17 protein-coding genes are annotated in these 19,317 nt (G+C 32.4%); 2 read left to right on the forward strand and 15 right to left on the reverse strand.

The features are described from left to right. Positions 1-45: 45 nt before the first annotated feature. The 11 genes from FNW52_RS09125 to FNW52_RS09170 form a co-directional block, all read right to left on the reverse strand. Positions 46-960, reverse strand: coding sequence for a hypothetical protein (locus FNW52_RS09125; protein ID WP_143377153.1), 915 nt, complete (start codon positions 958-960; stop codon positions 46-48). Between the two features lie 11 nt (positions 961-971). Continuing rightward, a complete protein-coding gene (locus FNW52_RS09130; RefSeq protein ID WP_143377154.1) occupies positions 972-1,346 on the reverse strand; it encodes a hypothetical protein in 375 nt (124 codons plus the stop codon). An 11-nt stretch (positions 1,347-1,357) separates the two neighbouring features. Then, entirely contained in the window at positions 1,358-2,284 is a 927-nt protein-coding gene (locus tag FNW52_RS09135; RefSeq protein WP_143377155.1) for a hypothetical protein, read from the reverse strand. 11 nt (positions 2,285-2,295) lie between these two features. After that, a complete protein-coding gene (locus tag FNW52_RS09140) occupies positions 2,296-2,511 on the reverse strand; it encodes a hypothetical protein (RefSeq protein ID WP_143377156.1) in 216 nt (71 codons plus the stop codon). Positions 2,512-2,560: 49 nt separating this feature from the next. Then, complete coding sequence (locus FNW52_RS09145) at positions 2,561-3,475, reverse strand: hypothetical protein (RefSeq protein ID WP_143377157.1); 915 nt, start codon at positions 3,473-3,475, stop codon at positions 2,561-2,563. Between the two features lie 12 nt (positions 3,476-3,487). Further along, positions 3,488-4,954: a hypothetical protein gene (locus tag FNW52_RS09150; RefSeq protein ID WP_143377158.1), complete on the reverse strand. Its 1,467-nt coding sequence runs from the start codon at positions 4,952-4,954 to the stop codon at positions 3,488-3,490. Beyond that, positions 4,944-5,108 carry a hypothetical protein gene (locus tag FNW52_RS20720; RefSeq protein WP_185965945.1) on the reverse strand — a complete coding sequence of 55 codons (165 nt, stop codon included), beginning with the start codon at positions 5,106-5,108 and terminating at the stop codon, positions 4,944-4,946. Before FNW52_RS20720 ends, FNW52_RS09150 begins: the two co-directional genes overlap by 11 nt. Before the next feature lie 4 nt (positions 5,109-5,112). Beyond that, complete coding sequence (locus tag FNW52_RS09155) at positions 5,113-6,915, reverse strand: type VI secretion system Vgr family protein (protein ID WP_143377159.1); 1,803 nt, start codon at positions 6,913-6,915, stop codon at positions 5,113-5,115. A 608-nt stretch (positions 6,916-7,523) separates the two neighbouring features. Beyond that, positions 7,524-10,571: a PAS domain S-box protein gene (locus FNW52_RS09160; protein WP_143377160.1), complete on the reverse strand. Its 3,048-nt coding sequence runs from the start codon at positions 10,569-10,571 to the stop codon at positions 7,524-7,526. 184 nt (positions 10,572-10,755) lie between these two features. After that, positions 10,756-12,099: a sigma-54 dependent transcriptional regulator gene (locus tag FNW52_RS09165; protein WP_143377161.1), complete on the reverse strand. Its 1,344-nt coding sequence runs from the start codon at positions 12,097-12,099 to the stop codon at positions 10,756-10,758. A 176-nt stretch (positions 12,100-12,275) separates the two neighbouring features. Continuing rightward, the gene (locus FNW52_RS09170) at positions 12,276-12,932 is read right to left on the reverse strand and encodes a response regulator transcription factor (RefSeq protein WP_143377162.1); all 657 of its coding nucleotides are present in this window, start codon (positions 12,930-12,932) and stop codon (positions 12,276-12,278) included. Between the two features lie 335 nt (positions 12,933-13,267). On the opposite strand from FNW52_RS09170, the gene FNW52_RS09175 reads away from it, so the two are divergent. Further along, the gene (locus FNW52_RS09175; RefSeq protein WP_143377163.1) at positions 13,268-13,471 is read left to right on the forward strand and encodes a hypothetical protein; all 204 of its coding nucleotides are present in this window, start codon (positions 13,268-13,270) and stop codon (positions 13,469-13,471) included. A 90-nt stretch (positions 13,472-13,561) separates the two neighbouring features. Beyond that, complete coding sequence (locus FNW52_RS09180; RefSeq protein ID WP_143377164.1) at positions 13,562-15,574, forward strand: sensor histidine kinase; 2,013 nt, start codon at positions 13,562-13,564, stop codon at positions 15,572-15,574. Positions 15,575-16,054: 480 nt separating this feature from the next. Here the strand turns inward: FNW52_RS09180 and FNW52_RS09185 are convergent, their stop codons facing one another. From FNW52_RS09185 to FNW52_RS09200, 4 genes are all read right to left on the reverse strand, one after another. Then, a complete protein-coding gene (locus FNW52_RS09185; RefSeq protein ID WP_143377165.1) occupies positions 16,055-16,486 on the reverse strand; it encodes a GPW/gp25 family protein in 432 nt (143 codons plus the stop codon). A gap of 12 nt (positions 16,487-16,498) precedes the next feature. Then, positions 16,499-17,212: a hypothetical protein gene (locus FNW52_RS09190; protein ID WP_143377166.1), complete on the reverse strand. Its 714-nt coding sequence runs from the start codon at positions 17,210-17,212 to the stop codon at positions 16,499-16,501. 46 nt (positions 17,213-17,258) lie between these two features. Beyond that, positions 17,259-17,756 (reverse strand): hypothetical protein, encoded by a 498-nt coding sequence (locus FNW52_RS09195; protein ID WP_255515542.1) that lies wholly within the window; start codon positions 17,754-17,756, stop codon positions 17,259-17,261. 236 nt (positions 17,757-17,992) lie between these two features. After that, positions 17,993-19,312, reverse strand: a complete 1,320-nt coding sequence (locus FNW52_RS09200; RefSeq protein WP_255515548.1) for a DUF5458 family protein — start codon at positions 19,310-19,312, stop codon at positions 17,993-17,995. Positions 19,313-19,317 lie beyond the last annotated feature (5 nt).

A 19,317-nucleotide genomic window follows, 5' to 3' on the forward strand; every position in this document is an offset into this window, starting at 1 on the left:
AACCCATGTAAGGATTCATGGAGCAGGAACTTTGAGCAACCTAGTTTATGGTTGTAGCAAACTACGAGAGTGATTGGTTAAGTAAATGAAACCTCCAAAAATAACTACAAATACTACAATAAGCACTACTATCCATAATGAATAGTTAGTATTGTTTGGTTTATTATCATCATCATTATTATAGTAATAGATTCCTTCTTCTTTCTTTTTTTGGTGTTCTTTCCATTCTGGTTCAGTGTAGTCAATGCCATTTTCTGTTTTGTAGATTATGGTATTATCTATTATTTTAGTAAACTTATAGTCAGTACCATTCCCGTTTTCCCAGCCAATTATGCTAAACTTCATTAAGAGCGCACCAGTATTAAAATCAAGGAGATATCGTACGCCTTTATATCTTGTTTTATCGGTATAGACTTTTACATGCCATATTTTTCTTCCTTTTAATTCTGTATCGTTAATAAAAGCACTAAAGTTTTCTCTGTTTTTCCCCGTCCTAAGGTTAATTACTTTTTCTTGATCCAAAAATGCTAATAGTTCGTTGTAGCCAAAAGCTCCGAATTTTTTATCCTCGTCTTCTTCTCTTATCACCTTGCCTTGCTCGTCAAAATATGTCCAAATACCTATCTTCATAATGGTAGAGCCAGGGTCGCATTTGCCAAAATATTTGCCTTTTTCTTTGATTATGCCGCTGCTTTCATAATACAATTTATATATGGTATAAAAGGCAGGTTTTGGAGGGAGTATGTACCAGTCAGTATTTGAAGGATATACAAAACTACCATCTTTTAAATTGTATAAACTTGGTCTTTCAACATCTTTAAACGCTGCATTATCTTTTTCCCATTTATTATAATCTATTTTTTCAAACATATAGTCTCCTTTTTTTTCTTGGTTTGTAATAAGTCCTGTTTTGCAACTATTCAGTAGCAGTAAACTTGCGAATAAAATTATTTTTTTCATGCCCCAAATATTTATTGATTAAAAGCATTTTTCACTCTATCGTTAACAATTTGCCACTGCCATTGCCAAAGTGTAAATCGATCTATAGGGGTTCTGGTTATAATATTTCCATCGGCATCTTTTCTGGTTTCAACAGGGTCTTGTATCCTGTGTGAATAATCCATTACATTGTCCGTCTGCATGGCTTTGAAAGTAAATTTGGCTTTGCTATAAAAACTGTGTGGCAATCCTAACCCATGCAAACATTCGTGACCAATAGTCTCATCACTATGTCCTTGAAACATAATGGCGTGCGACGTGTTTTTGATAGAATAGCCCGCTGTACAGCCTATCAGTTCCCCATTTGCATTGGTTTTTTTGTCGCAATAATTTTTAAGAAAATACAATTTGTAGTGGTTTATGGTTGTAGCAAACTACGGGAGTTGCTCATTATGTAAATGAAACCTCCTAAAATAACAGCAAATACTAAAATAAGTAGTACTATCAATAATGAATAGTTAGTATTGTTTGGATTATTATTGTTATCGTCATTATTATAGTAATAGATTCCTTCTTCTTTGTTTTTTTGGTGTTCTTTCCATTCTGGTTCGGTATAGTCAATGCCATTTTCTGTTTTGTAGATTGCGGTATTGTCTATTAATTTGGTAAACTTATAGTCAGTACCATTCCCATTTTCCCAGCCAATTATGCTATATTTCATTAAGAGAGCACCAGTATTAAAATCAAGGAGATATCGTACACCTTTATACCATGTTTTATCAGTATAGACTTTTACATGCCATATTTTTCTTCCTTTTAATTCTGTATAATTAATAAACGCACTAAAGTTTTCTCTGTTTTTGCCTGTCCGAAGGTTAATTACTTTTTCTTGATCCAAAAACGTTAATAGTTCGTTGTAACCAAAATTACCAAACTTTTTGTCCTCGTCTTCTTCTCTTATCACCTTGCCTTGCTCGTCAAAATATGTCCAAACACCTATTTTTATAGGGGTAGAACCTAGGTCAAATTTGCCAAAATATTTGCCTTTTTCTTTGATAATACCCCCTCTATAATACACTTTATTTACTGTGTAAAAAGCAGGTTTTGGGGGAAGTATCCACATTTCGCAACCCTCTTTATAAACAACTGTTAAAAATTCGCTTCCATCTTTTAGAAAAAATGAATGCTCTGAATTACCTTTTTTGTATTCTTTGTAGTTATTATCTCTACTTGCAAAATCAAATTTTTCAAACATATAGTCTCCTTTTTTTTCTTGGTTAGTAATAAGTCCAGTTTTGCAACTGTATAGCAATAGTAAACTTGCGAATAAAATTATTTTTTTCATGCCCCAAATATTTATTGTTGAAAATCATTTTTCACCCTATCGTTAACAATTTGCCACTGCCATTGCCATATCGTAAATCGATCTATAGGGGTTCTGGTTATAATATTTCCATCGGCATCTTTTTGGGTTTCAACAGGGTCTTGTATCCTGTGTGAATAATCCATAACATTGTCCGTCTGCATGGCTTTGTAAGTAAACTTGGCTTTGCTATAAAAACTGTGTGGCAATCCTAACCCATGTAAGGATTCATGGAGCAGGAACTTTGAGCAACCTAGTTTATGGTTGTAGCAAACTACGAGAGTGATTGGTTAAGTAAATGAAACCTCCAAAAATAACTACAAATACTACAATAAGCACTACTATCCATAATGAATAGTTAGTATTGTTTGGTTTATTATCATCATCATTATTATAGTAATAGATTCCTTCTTCTTTCTTTTTTTGGTGTTCTTTCCATTCTGGTTCGGTATAGTCAATGCCGTTTTCTGTTTTGTAGATTATGGTATTATCTATTATTTTAGTAAACTTATAGTCAGTACCATTTCCATTTTCCCAGCCTTTTATACTAAACTTCATTAAGAGTGCACCAGTATTAAAATCAAGGAGATATCGTACGCCTTTATATCTTGTTTTATCGGTATAGACTTTTACATGCCATATTTTTCTTCCTTTTAATTCTGTATCGTTAATAAACGCACTAAAGTTTTCTCTGTTTTTCCCTGTCCTAAGGTTAATTACTTTTTCTTGGTCTAAAAACGTTAATAGTTCGTTGTAGCCAAAAGCACCAAATTTTTTGTCTTCGTCTTCTTCTCTTATCACCTTGCCTTGCTCGTCAAAATAAGTCCAAATACCTATTTTCATAATGGTAGAGCCGGGGTCGCATTTGCCAAAATATTTACCTTTTGCTTTGATACCATCATTGCTTTTGTAATACGATTTATATATGGTATAAAACGCAGGTTTAGGAGGGAGTATGTACCAATTAGGATATGATGGAAGTACTATACTCCCGTCTTTTAAATTGTAAAGACCAAGATTTTCAGCATCCTCAAACCCTTTGTATTCATTTTCTAATTTATTAAAATCAAATTTTTCAAACATATAGTCTCCTTTTTTTTCTTGGTTTGTAATAAGTCCTGTTTTGCAACTATTCAGTAACAGTAAACTTGCGAATAAAATTATTTTTTTCATACCCTAAATGATTTACTGTTGAAAAGCATTTTTCACTCTATCGTTAACAATTTGCCATTGCCATTGCCATAGCGTAAATCGATCTATGGGGGTTCTATTAATAATATTTCCATCGGCATCTTTTTGGGTTTCAACAGGGTCTTGTACCCTGTGTGAATAATCCATTACATTGTCTGTCTGCATAGCCTTATAAGTAAACTTGGCTTTGCTATTAAAACTGTGTGGTAATCCTAACCCATGCAAACATTCATGACCAATAGTCTCTTCACTATGTCCTTGAAACATAATGGCGTGCGAAGTGTTATTGATAGAATAGCCCGCTGTACAGCCTATAAGTTCCCCATTTGCATTGGTTTTTTTGTCGCAATAATTTTTAAGAAAGTACAATTTGTAATGGTTGGTATAGGCATTGGGGTAGGCAAGCTCCAAATGACGGTCTAAAAAATCCATCAAGTCTATGGTATTGTTTGCCCCCTCTATTGTTTCGTCAAAATTTGTTTTTGTAATATTATCATCAACAACACTAAATTTAGTGTTGAAATCAAGAGTACTAGCACTTACGTCAATTTCAATCGACTTTTTTGGAGCTATTTCTTTTACAATATTCAATACAATAAGCGCCTGTCTTAAATTGCGTTGAAGTTGGATCAAGGGCTTGACGCTTCCTTCGCCTTCAGGTGTTATTACTTTTACAATAACCAAATTCAAGGTCTGTTTTTTGCCAGGCGCAAACATTTTGAGTATGCCTGCGCTTTCTTTGGTTTCGGTTTTGTCGGGGTTTACCGTTATGGCAAAGACTTCTATTTTTTTGTCTGTGTTAAAATTGGTTGCGGTTTTGCATTTTAATTTAATGGTTGTTGCTCTGCCAATGTCACTTTTTTGTATAACTGCCTTGTCAATGGTTATTAGCGGATGGCTTGCATCAGCTATTTTATTATCCATCATAAACTCCAATCGGTCGGGTTTGTGGTCGTTGTCTTTGTACTCCAAATATAGTTTTAACTCAACCTCACTCTTGTAGTCAAGAACCTGTTGATCTTCGGCAAACAAGGCTATAATTGGAGCATAATATTTTTTTTGTGCATTCTCTTCTAAAGAATAGCTATAGATTCCATAACTTTCCTTGAGATTTTCTAACGTATTATTGGCAGTATCTATTTGAGGGTCTGTCTTAAAATATTCTTTGTTTACTCCCTCACCATTTGTTATATACCATAGATTTTCGCTTCTATTTATAGCAGTCGTAGGTTCTGTTAATGGATTATTGTAATACTTTCCTACCCAATTATTATAGTTTTTCCTATCGTCTCTATCGGTATCTCCATCTCTAAACCAGTCAAAACCAAACTCGCCTTTCCAATTGCTTTTGGGTCTAAAATGCACGATGCATTTGGCAGTAAGCGACACTACTGTTTCGCTTGTATTTTCTTCTCTTTTTTTCCTAACTTTAGGTACATAATCTCCAAAACTAACTCCCATTTGCTATGATTTTTTTTTGACTGTTCAAATTTATATTTCCGTTTGTTGCTTCAAAATGAATATCTTCGGCACTTTCCTTGATTTTTCCTGCCATAATTACATCATTAGTTTTTGTAGTGATTGTAATTTTTTTTGCGGTTATTGTAATTGCCATAGGTTTAAAACAAATTAGATTTTTCGCCACTATTCAATTTCACCTCTTTGGATGCATTTAGTATAATATTATCCTTGGTAGACGAGAGGTTAATTTGATCTGCATATTGGTCTATCTCTTTTGCTTCTCTACTGTATTCACCAGTTGTCATTTCATGTCTTTCATTGGCATTTGAAGAATAATTTCCAGTAGCACTAATTAGTATATCTGTCTCTGCTACAAAACTCATATCCTTGCCTGTTTTTGTAGTAGCACTTTGCCCCACATTAGTTTCCATATCCTCGCTTACCTCTATTTTAAAATTCTTGCATTTTATATTAATTGTCTCTAGTGCAATAAGATTAAGATTACTACCATCGCTATCGATATGGATTTTATTTCCTTTTTTGTCGGCAAGAGTTATATTTTTTAGTTCTTCGAATTCCAAATATTGTCCCGAACGGTTTTTTATGACTTTAAAATCGTTTCCTGCGGTTGCATAACCGCTTTTTTCCTTACCATTATAATGCGATCCTATTACATACGGTCTCTCGGCGCTTCCACCTACAAAATCTACCACGACTTCGTCTCCTATTTCTGGAGTCCAATACATTCCTCTTCCCTCCCCAGCGTAGGATTGGAGCTTTCGCATCCAGTCACTCTTCATGTTTCCGCCAGCCCAGTGAAATTCTACTTTTACACGCCCCATACCTTCGGGGTCGTTGTTGTCTATTACTTTGGCAGATTGAGATTTAGCTTTGGCGTAGGCGTGTACATTGGTGTAATGTGGCGCGCCAACATCCGAAGGAATGGCTCTAAAATTGCAACTGTAATTCCCGTGAACTTCGGAGTTATGCGTTACTTCTATAACGACCAAATTGTGTTCTACGGTTTTGTTTTCTATGGTGAATTTTTGTCCAATTCCAAGCGGAAGATAGGACAAACCGCTGTAAATAACACTCTTGGCATCTTTGCCGTTGGCTTGCAGTTTGACCATTTCGGCAAGGGTGCTAGAATCGGGGGCTTGTGCGGTATAGGCTCCTACTTCTAGGTCGGGTTGTCTTACTGCGCCTTGCCTGTAGCCTACTATTGTTGCAAACCTATCGCCACTGCCTGTGGTGGTTTTTAATGATGAATTCTTGATCTGGGATGCACTATTATAGTCATAACCACCCAATGATTCTTTGTGCGAAAATATCGAGGTTTCTATCTTAAAATGATGCAATGACCCACCGTTTATTAGTTTTATTTTACTGGGTTTTAGCTGTCCAAATTGCATGCGCATACCATCCGAGTAAAACCATTGCCCGTAACGCTTGGCAAGTCGTTTTAGGAATTTAAAATTGGTTTCGTTGAATTGCGGCATATAGTCTAGGTTGGGGTCGTAGGTGGGAATGATGGCATCACGGTTAAAAAAATCCGTTGGGCCTTCGGCAAGTACTTTCTTAACAATGGTTTCGAGATCTTGTTCCATAAAAGTTCGGGAACGTTTCATATCATCAAGAAAAATCGTGTGACTTATTCCTGTAACATGTAATCCCGCTGGACAGCCGTGCAAATCAACCGATTTTAACGTGTTGATAACACCTTTAGCCATTAGCTTGTTTCCATCAAGACCTGTGAAAGTAAAGATTACCTCATTACCATGATAATCACTTATGGCTTGGGCTTGTGCGCTAGGTTCTATAATAGGTGAGGCGGTGTATTGCCACACAAACGAAAAATGATGGTGGTCTGCCATCTTTTGTTCTAACTTCAAATCATAATAAACGACATTATGAGCGAAACCGCTAATATCTAAATGGACTTGCTGTGCAAAATTACTCATAGGCTTGTAGGTTAAGTATTGTTTTAATGATAAACTATATAATTTATTTTTTACAAACTTAACTCATTTAATAGTAGAATACAATACCCACTTTTAGTGATATTTAAGTTTTTACTTATTTTTTTTGATTTAACAAATTAAGGAGGAGGGAGAAGTACCGAAAAACTAAGAAACGCTTTTGTTTTTAGTTTTTACAAAAATAATCTTATAAAATAATTTTTTGCTAAAATAAGGATCGAAATAATAATAAAAAAATATAAATGTTTATTTTTTTAAATGAGGCTGTCCAGTAAGGGCGTTTTTTGTGTTTTAAAAAACAACTTACAGTGTGTTAGTGGTTTTTGTGTTTTGCTTATGTTCCAGATTTTGGAAAATTATGCTGAATTAAATCAAGAATTACGGGAGGGTTTAGTAGTTTTAAAATTGATAAGACTTGATTTTTAGTACTATATTCAGGTCGCAGTTTTCTGTCGCAATTTTTCAGAGTTAGCTGTAAACATTGTAATTCAATTTCTTAACATTATTAATAAAAAAGTGAATCATTTTAGAAATTAATACCCTTTTTGGACTGAAAACTGTGACTGAAAACTAGCTGAATAGTAATGAAATTATGTATTGAGTTCATTTTCTAGTAATTGGGTCACTACTTTGTCTAAAGTTTCCTTTACCTTATGATAAACAATTAGGATCTGACTTATATCTTTACGGTTGAATTTCACGGCTTTTTCCAGATATTTAACATCGGAAATAATAGATTCAATAGCTAAGTTTTCGATACTAGGCTTAATTTTGTGTATTAATCGTGCCAATTCATTAAAATCATTTTCAAGAAGAGCAGTATCAATCGTCGCTAAAGTATCAGTTATTTGATTTGTAAAAATGGTAATCATCTTTACTACAAAATTTTGATCTCCTTTGCTCATTTCTTGTAATGCATTTAAATTGTATAGTAGTTCTGTAGAGGAACTATTTAGATTATCGGCTACAATTTTTTTGCCAAGGGTATGTTTTGCAATTGTTTCTATCAAGATTATTTCTTCAAACGGTTTGGTAATATAATCATTCATTCCAGCTTTTTTGCATTTGTTTATTTCGGTCTTAAAGGCATTTGCTGTCAGAGCAATAATTGGTACACTTAGGTTTAGTTCTTTTCTTATGATTTTTGTGGTTTCAATTCCGTCTAATTCGGGCATTTGAATGTCCATGAGGATGATGTCAAATTTTTCTTTTTTTAATAGTTCTAAAGCTACCAATCCATTTTCGGCTTCTGTAACCTTGCAATTAAAGTAGGATAAGGAATTTTGAGCAACCATTCTATTCATTTCATTATCTTCTACCAATAAGATAGATACATTGTCTATTTTAATTGATTTTCTTTCTGTTTCTAAATTTAAATTATGTGTGTTTCCTTTTTTAAATCTGAAATTGATGTGTATTGTTGTGCCTTTATTCTTTTTGCTTTCTACTTCAATTTTTCCTTCCATAAGGATCACTAGTTCTTTGGTTATGGCCATTCCCAAACCAGTTCCTCCAAACTTTCTGGTTATACCTTTGTCTTCCTGAGAAAACTTTCTAAACATCGAATCTATAAAAAAATCATCCATTCCTATCCCTGTATCCGAAACAGAAATACGTAATTCTTGTGACGTATCATCATCAGAGATGAGTTCGCAGTTAATAGCAATTTGTCCTTTTTGAGTGAATTTTAATGAGTTTCCTACAAGGTTAAATAGTATTTGCTCTAATCGCAAACTGTCTCCTATTAATACTTTATGAATTTTATTTGAAATGGTAGTTGTTAAGCTTATTCCTTTTTGTTTTGCTTTTGGTTCTAGGACGGTTATGATTTTTTTTATTGAGTTTTCAATAGTAAAATCATTATCTTCGAGATGCATTTCTCCTGCTTCAATTTTAGAAATATCTAAAATATTATTAATGATAGCCGATAAATGTTTGGAGGCTATGGTACTATTTTGGATGTGTTTTTGTTGGAGTTCTGTTAAGTCTTGTTTTTCTAATTCTCTCAAAAAACCAACTATTGCATTAAGAGGTGTACGTATTTCATGGCTCATGTTGGCCAAGAAAGCTTCTTTAGCAATCGAGGCATTTTCGGCTTTTGTTTTCTCATTTTCTAGGTCAATCTCGAGTTGTTTTTGTTTGGTTATGTCTAAATGAGTTTCTATCGAACCAACTAATTTTCCGTTGTCATCATAATTTGGGGCACGGCTTATTGCCCACCATCTTAATTCGCCTCTTTTATTGGAAATCTGATACTGAAAAAGCTCTGATACAGTTTGATCTTTTGCATCAATTCTTGATTTCATGTCATCAAAGTTGTTCCCGTAATCAAAAATTTCGGTTGTCTTTTTGCCTATTAGCTCGTTTATTTGATAGCCTGACATTAATACAAAAGTTTGATTAACGTATTGAATGGAGTCGTTATTGTCAATTTCTATTAATCCCAAATTTACGTTAGCTATAATGTTTCGGTATTTTTCTTCTTGATGTTTTAGGCTTAATTCTGATTTTTTTCTTTCGGAAATATCTTGAATAAAGGAGCAAAAAAATATTTCGTCTCCTTGTTTTATTGGGATTATGGCGATTTCTATCGGAAATTCATTTCCAGATTTATTTAAAACAGATAATTCAATTTGTTTGTTTAATGCAGAAACATCTCCAGTTTTTAAATACTTGTCAATTGCACTTGTATGTAAGTCAACATGATTTTGATTAGAAAAAATATTACAGGATAAACTTTTACCCAAAACTTCTTCTTTTTTCCAGCCAAAAATAATTTCAGCTTGATTATTCCAAAAAATAATTTCTCCAAAACTATTAACATTTATGATACCATTTAAGGAGGAGTTCATGATTAGGTTACTTCTAATTTCACTTTGTTCCAAAAGGGATTGTGTTTTTATCCTTTGCGTTACATCATTATATTTCCAAAGATGCCCTTTGTGTATAGAATTAATAAAAATGGGGATGTAATCTCTTTCTAAAAAGCGATTGTCAACAGTTTCTAGAAGTTCATTGGTAACTATAACTCTATTTTGTTTGATTTTTTTTATTCTATTTTTAAATAATTCTGGATTTTTGAATAGATCGCCAGATATTTCTGATAAATTATGCAATCCACTGCTGACAATTTTTTCGGGTTGATAAAAAAGTAAAAATGTATTACAGTATAATTGGTTGGTAAACATGGGTCTTTGATTTTCATTTTCTACCAAAATTGCAGATTGCAAATTGGTTAATAATGTTTTTAACAATTCAATATTGCGTGAATAATTCTTTTTTATTTTTTTTCCTTTTGATATTTTATCTTTTATATAAGTAGAAATTAAATGAATATCCTCCTGTTCTCCTTTGTTTTTTATTTCCTCATAGGTCGAGTCTAATTCTACGAGACTTTTGTCTAGATTTTTTATAGATTCTTTCTTTTTATGAAGCTCCATTTTTAATTTTTGATTGGCTAATTCATATTCATATCTTATTTCATTAAAGGTAGTATGAATTATTTTTTTATCTTTTTCAAAATTTGTATAGCTTTCATTAATAGCTTGAAAAAAAGCTGTCATGGAATGATTTTTTATACAATCTGCTGTTAAGTGTGTATCTATTTGTTTTTGTAAAAGCTCATGAAAGTTATTCATTCATCGTATTTTTTAAAAAATATTATTTACAATTAATTGATTGTTTTTTTTGGGAGAAATTAATTTTCAAACGGGTTGCATTTCATTTTATTTGTTCGTTCTCACGACTTTCATAATGGGTTTATTCATTAGAAATTACAAATAGTGAACTGGTTTTACTGCTGCTTGATAGTATAGTAAGTCCCTAAACTACTTTTGATTGAATTAGATTATAAATGGTAGATTTTCCAATATCCAATTTTTTGGCTGTTCGAATAACATCATTATTATTCTTTTTGAGGTAATGAAAAATGATTTCAGCCGTATATTCCTTTAATGTTTTTTCTTCAGAAAGGAAAACATCGTTATTGTTTATACTAATGAATGTGAGGTCATCGAGTAAGATTTCGTTTTCTTCGCACATTACACAAGCTAAGTCAATTACAGATTTTAACTCTCTAATGTTTCCGTAAAAGGGATATTTCATTAGTTTTTGTTTCGCCTCTTTAGATAAGGTAATGGGCTTTACTTTATTTTCTTTTACAAATAAATCAATAAAATATTTGGCAAGTAATAAGGTGTCATTTCCTCTTTCTCGCAGCGGCGGCAGTTCTATGGGCAAGCCAATTATTCTATAAAACAAATCCTCTCTGAAATTTCCTTTTTTGACTTCTTGCGACAAATCTTTGTGTGTGGCAATGATTAATCGGGCATTGAATTTTATTCTAGTTGTCCCTCCTAAACGAACCACTTCTCTTTCCTGCAAAACTCGTAATAATTTACTTTGAAGATTCATGTCTAATTCCGCAATTTCATCCAAGAAAATGGTTCCGCCATCAGCTTGTTCAAATTTACCAATGCTTCTCTCGGAGGCTCCTGTAAAAGCGCCTTTTTCATGTCCAAAAAACACACTCTCCATTAGGTCTTTGGGAATGGCAGCCATGTTTATGGCTATAAAAGGTTTGTTTTTTCTATCAGAGTTGTAATGAATGGCTTTTGCTACGACTTCTTTACCCGTTCCGGTTTCTCCAGTTATCGAAACATTGATATTGGTATTGATGGCTTTGTTGATTTTATTAAAAACAAATTTAATGCCTTCACTTTGACCTATGATCGTTTTTTCAAAACTAAATTTTTGCTCCAGTTTTTCTTTTAGTTCTTCAACTTCCTGAACCAATTTTAGATTTTCTCTAATTTTGATAATAGAGTTCCAAAGCAAATCTTTGGTATGACTGTTTTTTACGATATAATCTTTTGCACCCGATTTCAAAAAATCTACGGCAACTTCTATTTCTTCCTGACCACTGATGATGATGATAGGAATTTTGTCATTTGTTTCTTGTATTTTTTTTAATAATTTATCTCCCGTTATATCTGGAAGCCCAAAGTCTAAACAGATTATTTGGGGTTTTTTATATAAATTACTGATACAATCTTTTCCTGTTTGAAAAAGGTGTACATCAAAATCGGGATTTAATTGTAAATGATATTTTAGCGTTTCTCCAAAAAAAAGATCGTCTTCAACGAGAAAAATTTTTAGTGTGCACATTAGTTCTATTTATTTGGAAACATTATAAATTAACGAGCAAAAGTTTATGGAAAACATTTCTTAATAAATGTTTTACGCTAAGTTTCAAAATAAAAAGCAATATGTAATACAATAAAAACAGATTTAACAAAATATGCATTTTTTAAACAAACTATGTTAAATTTATGATTTTGAGGCTAAATAAAACCTTGTTTTATAGCTTCTTTTACCAAGCCAGTATCATCCGTTACCTCAAATACTTTTTTCATCCGAATGACACGTTTTTGAATAGCGCTTGTAGTGAGATGAATGATCGATTCTAATTCTTTTATTTTAAATCCTTTAGACAAGTATAAAAGTATTTGTCGATTGTAGTCTTCTATCATTAACTCCTTTTTCCATATTTCATTAATGCATTTTTTTACCGTTGGACTTTGGTATTGATTCCCTCGCATAATCTCCATTAGTGCATGTTGCAGTTTTTCGGGTGTAATGTCATTTTTTATGATTAGCGCATCTGGTCGCACTTTTTTGGCAATATCATAAACAATTACAACCTCAGTATGTGCCGTAATGATAATAATTTTGCAATTAGGCATCATTTCTCGTATTAAAATGGCTAAATCACTGCCAGAGAAAATTGATTTTTCTTCATAACTAGGGAGTCCTTTATCTATTATTGCAATGTCATACGGGAGTTTTATAGCAGCACTTTTGGATAGGAGAGAGTAGGCTTCTTCGCAAGTATAGGCTTTGGTAAAAACGGGGTCAAATGAACCAAATGGAGGTGTCAATAGCGCATTGATGTACCCTTCTACTGTCATAGGATGGTCGTCTATTAGGAGTATATTCATTAATTGGTTGTTTAATTTTAACAAAACAGGTAGTTTTTCTGCAACAAAATAAATGGCTACTTATCTATATTGCAACTACTCATTTTTAGTACATTCTTATGTGTTTTTCTTTTCTTATTATTGACGATACAACCACTACAAAGGAAACTTTCGCTCTTTTTGAAAATTTCTCAAATTATTTGTGTGTAGGTATTGCCAAAGATAGTCAAACCGCAATAAATCAGATTGAAAAAAGTGCAATCACAGCTCGTATTTGTAAGAATTCCATCAAAAAGAAATGACGCTTATTTTTCATTCACAACCCTTTAGATTTTACTAACTTTAATTTTATTTTTATGAAAAATTTTTTAATTACTATGGGCTTTATCACAGCTGTATTTCTAACTACTGCTTGTACAACAGACAACCTTGAGGGAGCAAATACTGTAACAAATTTGAATAATCAAAAGGCAATTTCGGGAAGTGTTATTGATTCTATTTCAGTCCAAAATACTGTTTTGCTCAATGGAGATACCGATAAAGATAGAGTCAAATTGTGATTTTTTGAATTAACCAGATAATTCTTTTTTATTAATGGTTTGTCTGGTTTTTAATCTTTATTTTTGATACGATTTATAAATTTATAAAAATTGAAAGCAAAATTAAAGATAGTTCTTTTTATTAGTTTACTGCTGCTTATTTCTTGTCAAAAAAAGAAATTTGAACTTGAAAAAAAAGATGATGTTTTAGTATTTTTCAAGAAAACTGATGTAAAGGATTTAGATCCTAATACAGAAGAAAAATACTTGGATACGGTATGTCAAAAAATGCAGAATCAAGTAAACGACTCCGTTACAAGAGATTTGTATTTTAAGATTGCTGTAAAATATTTTAATCTTAATTCTTTAGATAAATATTTTAAGGTTACAAAGATTGTTTATGAGCAATCAATTCAGAAAAATGATTCAGCTCATATTGCAAAATCGCTCTGTTATTTGGGCGATTATTATGAATCTAAAACGCAATTAGACAGTGCTTTTTCTTATTATCTTCAGTCTGAGAAGATGTATAAAAAACTCAACGACACTTTGAATTTAGGGAAACTAGCTTTGTATAATGCGGGTATTTTATACGATACAGGAAATTTTAGCGAAGGAGAAATAGAAGGAATTAAAGCGCTAAGATTGTTGTCTAAAACAAAGAATACGAGATTAATTTATGAAACTAATGTTATAATAGCATTGTGTTTGAAGGAATTGAACAGTTATAAGGAAGCTTTAGAATATTTTGATATGGCTTTGTTGCAATTAGAACAATTGGATAAAGAAAATTATTCTAAGGATATAATTAAAAAATCTAGAGCATCCTGTTATAACAATATGGGAACCGTCTATGAAAAATCTCAAAATTATAAAGAAGCCATTCACTTGTATAAAATGGGTTTGCAAACAGAAAAACTAAAACAAAATCATCCAAAATCCTATGCCATGTTATTGAATAATCTGGCATATTCAGAAATGAAATTAGGAAACCATAATAAAAATGTTAAAAACAGATTATTTGAGTCTTTAAAAATAAGAGATAGTTTGCAGGTATTGTCGTGTTTGGTCGCTAGCAAAATTAGAATCGGAGAGTTTTACTTGTTAGAAAAAGATACTGTAAAAGCACTTTCGTATCTAAATGAAGGATTGGTATTGGCCAAAATAATTAAAAGTAATGATGATGTTATTCAATCATTAAAATTATTGACGGAGAATGATACAAAGAAGAAATGTTATTATTCAAAATTATATTTTAAAGTTAATGACAGTATTCAAATTATAGAAAGAAAAACTAGAAATAAATTTGCAAGAATAGCATACGAAACTGAGCAAGTAGAAGAGAAAAATGAAATTTTGTCAAAAAGGAATACAGTTCTCCTTTTGTGTTTGGGGGGGCTTCTTATTGTTTTGAGTGGTTTTTTTGTGATTTGCCGCTTAAAAATCAAAAACAGTCAACTTGTTTTTGTACAGAGCCAGCAAGAAGCAAATGAAAAAATATACCAATTGATGTTAACAAAACAATCAGAAACTGAGGATGCCCGTAAAGAAGAAAGAAAAAGAATAGCGATGGAGTTGCATGATGGAATTGTAAATGGCATTTTTACGACTCGATTTAATTTAATGCAATTGAATTCAATTGAGATAGATAAAAAAGAGCAATTGGTTCAAGAACTTGAAAAAACGGAAAAAGAAATTAGAAAAGTTTCACATGATTTAACTCAGAATTTGATTTTTGAAGAAGAAGGTTTGCCGGAGGTTTTGAAAACTTTAATCGCATCACAGCAAAATCAATTTAATACTAAATTTGATTTGTCTATTGATAAATATATTTATTGGTCTAGAGTTAGCAGTTCCGATAAAATACATATTTATCGTATAATTCAAGAAGCAATACAAAATAGTAACAAGTATTCTAAAGCCGAAAAATGTTATATCATGCTATTGAAAACTGCCGATAAAATAACAATTCGCATTTGGGATAACGGAACAGGTTTCAATCCTAAAAATTCAATAAATGGCATTGGACTGAAAAATATTGAAGAAAGAGCCAATGCATTAAAAGGAGATTTAAAAATTATTTCAAGTTTAGGGAATGGTACTACTATAGAAGTTGTCTTTTAATCTAATACAGTAAATTTGCTGCTGAAGGAGATTCTATTATTAGATATGAAGTACAAAATATTGTGGTTCCGCTTGCGAAAGAATTACGAAAAGGATAATTATACCGTTTCGGATAATTTTAATTGGCATTCAGAAAAACGGCTCAATAAAAATTATATAGCCCAGTAGTTGATTCAAAAGGACAAAATTGCTAAGCACTTTACATAAATCGGACAATTCAAAATTGTAACTAAACAGACATTAAAAAAAACTATAAGATTTTCATTTTTAGTGAGTCCGAATTTTTTTCTTAATCGGTAGCGAGATAATTCAGCACTAGCGTCCAATCGTATTAGTACAATAAGATGTGTAATAGAAAAGAAAACTATGTCTCGCTTTCGCAGTAAAGGCGTAATTGCATTCGCATTCCAAATTGAACAATCTTTTTATTTACAGTATATATAGATAGGGTGTGCTCATCGCAGAATTGCAAAAAAAAAATTACTTATATGACAATGGCCCTACAAAAAAGTATCCTCTAAAGTCAAAGGGTCTGTTGGTACTCTTTACGGTTGCTTCAATGATGATGTCAACTCTCTTTTTAGCTCTATTGACATCCTTTATTAGGTATTTTGTTTCGGATAGTTCAATCTTTATTTCATTGACTTTGATTCTTGCTTCGTGCAGACTCAACGATTGTTTCATCGTTTTCGAAATGATTTCTTTCAAGGTGTTTTCGTTCATCAATAGGTCAAAATCAATTTCCCATATTTTGGAGCCATAGGTTTCGTCAAATTTACATTCTCCGAAAGTAGTGGTGGCCATCAATATAATTTGTTGGGCAATAGAATGTTCTAAAGATGTTTTTTCAAGTTCTTTTTTTTGGATGATACTTCCAAAATCGATGGGTAATTTATAAAATGCTCCTTTCATAGTGAATAGCTATTATAGATAAATAAGTTTGTCTGTTTTTCCTTTTAAGTCAGTTTGCATGGCTTTTGTAACTTTTTTTCTTTTTACAATATGCAATTTTACTTTTGGCGTAAGCTTCAAAAATTTCTCGCGATAGAGTAGGTCTCCAATCAATTTTTTGCCATTGTTTTCATCAACTATGATAAAGTAACTAATCCCTTTTTGTATTTGAAGTGTATTAATATCTCCAGCAAAAAGTTGGATGGTTTGCTTGTCTTTTTCAAAAGTATAAGTAAGTTCTTCTGAATTGAGTTTTCTGTATTTTGAAATGTCAAAAGTCTCAATTTCTTCCAGTAAAGGTTCGAATGGAATGTTTTCGAATAAGAAATTTTTAGGCGCTAAAAATTTTAGGCCCAGAAAACTCCAAATGCTTTTTTTGGTGGTTTGTTCTTTATAAAAAAAAGTGTCTCTAGTTACTTTGTAGATTTCTTTTTCATTGGTTTTATCATCAGTAAGAATCATTTGATAGGTCGGAATCTCAATTTCTGAGGGAATATCCGAACTTGGCAAATGGGTTCTTAGATTAATGGTTCCTACTTCTTGCTCGGAAATGGTAATGCTGATGGTGTGCTTTATCAATGCAGTATCGGTTCGTACAATCACTTTTCCTTCTCCAGATCCGGCATAAAATACCGATCCGTCATTGTCTGTCAGTCCTAGCGAAAGGTGTAATTGAGGGATTGGCATGTTTTTGTAAGTTTAATTTTAAAAAGGTTTGTGTTACTATAAGAGATTAATCGTTCTTGACTTTGTAATATTTAAAACAGGTTAAATACTCTCTTAATAGTTTATTATCGGCATCTGTTGGGCTAAATTCATAATCTTTATTTAAAGTAAAAAATTTGATTTTATTGATCAGATGGCTTCTTATTATTTTAATTTGTCGAACACTCAGTTCTAAGACAACATTTCCATCGCAGTTTACTTTGAGTTGATTTTTTAAACTTAAAACCGCTCCATCTTCAAAATAAAGTTCTAGAGGCTGTTCTTGTTTGACACAGGTATTATCCGTGAATATTTTGAAATACAAAAAAACATTTCCTTTTCTTTTTCCAAGTTGGACTGTTGCATATTCAGCAGTCTCATTATATACTCTTAAAAAAATAGGGGGTACACTCGCAAAATGTTTTCCATCAAGTAACAATTCATTTTGGGTTATAGGACAATTGATGTCGTCTAAAGGATGACTCTTTTTCTTTTTTTGAGCGGATACCCCAGAAAAAGTAATCATTACAATTAAAAGTAAAATTTTATGGGACAGTTTCATATGAAGATAATATTTGTTTTTTTATGGAATCCCGATAGCTATCGGGAGGTATCGCCAGATCTTCATTGGTGTTTGCGACAGCTTTTGTCATGGCGATTTCATTGGTTTTGAATTATAGCATTTGATTTTCTTTGAAATGGGTTTTTAAAAAAAAGGAAACACAATAATTGTGTTCCCTTTTTTGTGGATTATTCAAAGGATTATTTTTGTTCGTAATCAGTATCCCATTCTGTTCCGTCATCTCCTTTATGACCATCCATTTTGATAAGGAAGTTCTTTGCAGGAAAGTACGGTTTCATGTGAATGTCCACATAGATTCTATCTTTTTGGATAGGATCTTGTTCAAAACGACGAATTTCAAAATTCTCGATCAATTTGTCTGGACCTGTAATTCCGTCTAAGAAACTAACAATTTGTCCCATGATTTCTTTACGTGTTTTGGCAGTGAAATTCTCAAAAGCACGACGGTTAAGGAAATCCATTAACACTTTGGTCACATAATCAAATACACGAACTACTGAATACGTTTGTAATCCTAAATTGTCTCCGCTAAACAAAGTTTTAGCCGAAAACGCCATTACTTTACCGTACTCATTTACCATAGGAACCAATCCCATGTTTTCTAGGTTGGCAATTTCACTTTTCTTAAGGTCAAATTTCACTCCGTCTACTTCGTTGATACCACCAAATTTCTTACCGGCAGTAACTTGTGACATTAACGTTTTGTAGATTTTACCAGCAAGAGCCGCAGATGGAGCGATGTATAAATCTTCGCCTTCTCCAATTTGCTCAAAACGCCCACGTCCTACTAACCAGTTGCAGGTCATAATTACATTCGAACGATATACATCACCTCCTGTTAAGTTGGCAGCGTCAAACATTTCCATAACATCATCCGGTTCGTCAAGGTGTTCGAAATCCGTAACCAACATTACTTTGTTTTCGTGTGCTATTTTAGCCCATTTTTCAACCACTTTGTTAGATCCTAAATAACCAGGAATAACAACAATACCGTAGTTATTTTTCAAATCCAAACGGTCGTAGTTGTCCACTAATTCAGCATGAATAGAATCAATAAAACGAGTGTTGTCGAGATCTTTTAGTTGCTCAATATCGGCATTTACAATAGTGATATTTTTTACTTTATCGGTTTCTGTGTTTTTGTAAAACAAAGATAGCGTTCGGTAAGCTGCTTCAATTTCTCTTGTATCTTCTACCGCTTTTACAAGATTCTTTTTAAGCAATGCTTCAGATTCCTTGCTTTTATCTTCACATTGAGCCACCATGTCAGTCAATGCTTCGTTGTTATTCAAAACCGCAACCCATAATTCTAGGGTTTTCATCAAAGTTTCTCTTTCTTTGGCTTTGCTGATTTCTCCCAAGAAAATTTTTCTTCTCGCTTTTCTGTCAGGATTTAAGTTTTGAGTTCCTTCAATAGACATTTCCAATAAATCGAAACCACCGTATTTGGCTAATTTCTCAACACTTTTTTCTACTGATCCGGCAACTTTACGTTCCATTACTG

This window comes from Flavobacterium sp. ZT3R18, assembly GCF_007097385.1.
Lineage (GTDB): Bacteria > Bacteroidota > Bacteroidia > Flavobacteriales > Flavobacteriaceae > Flavobacterium.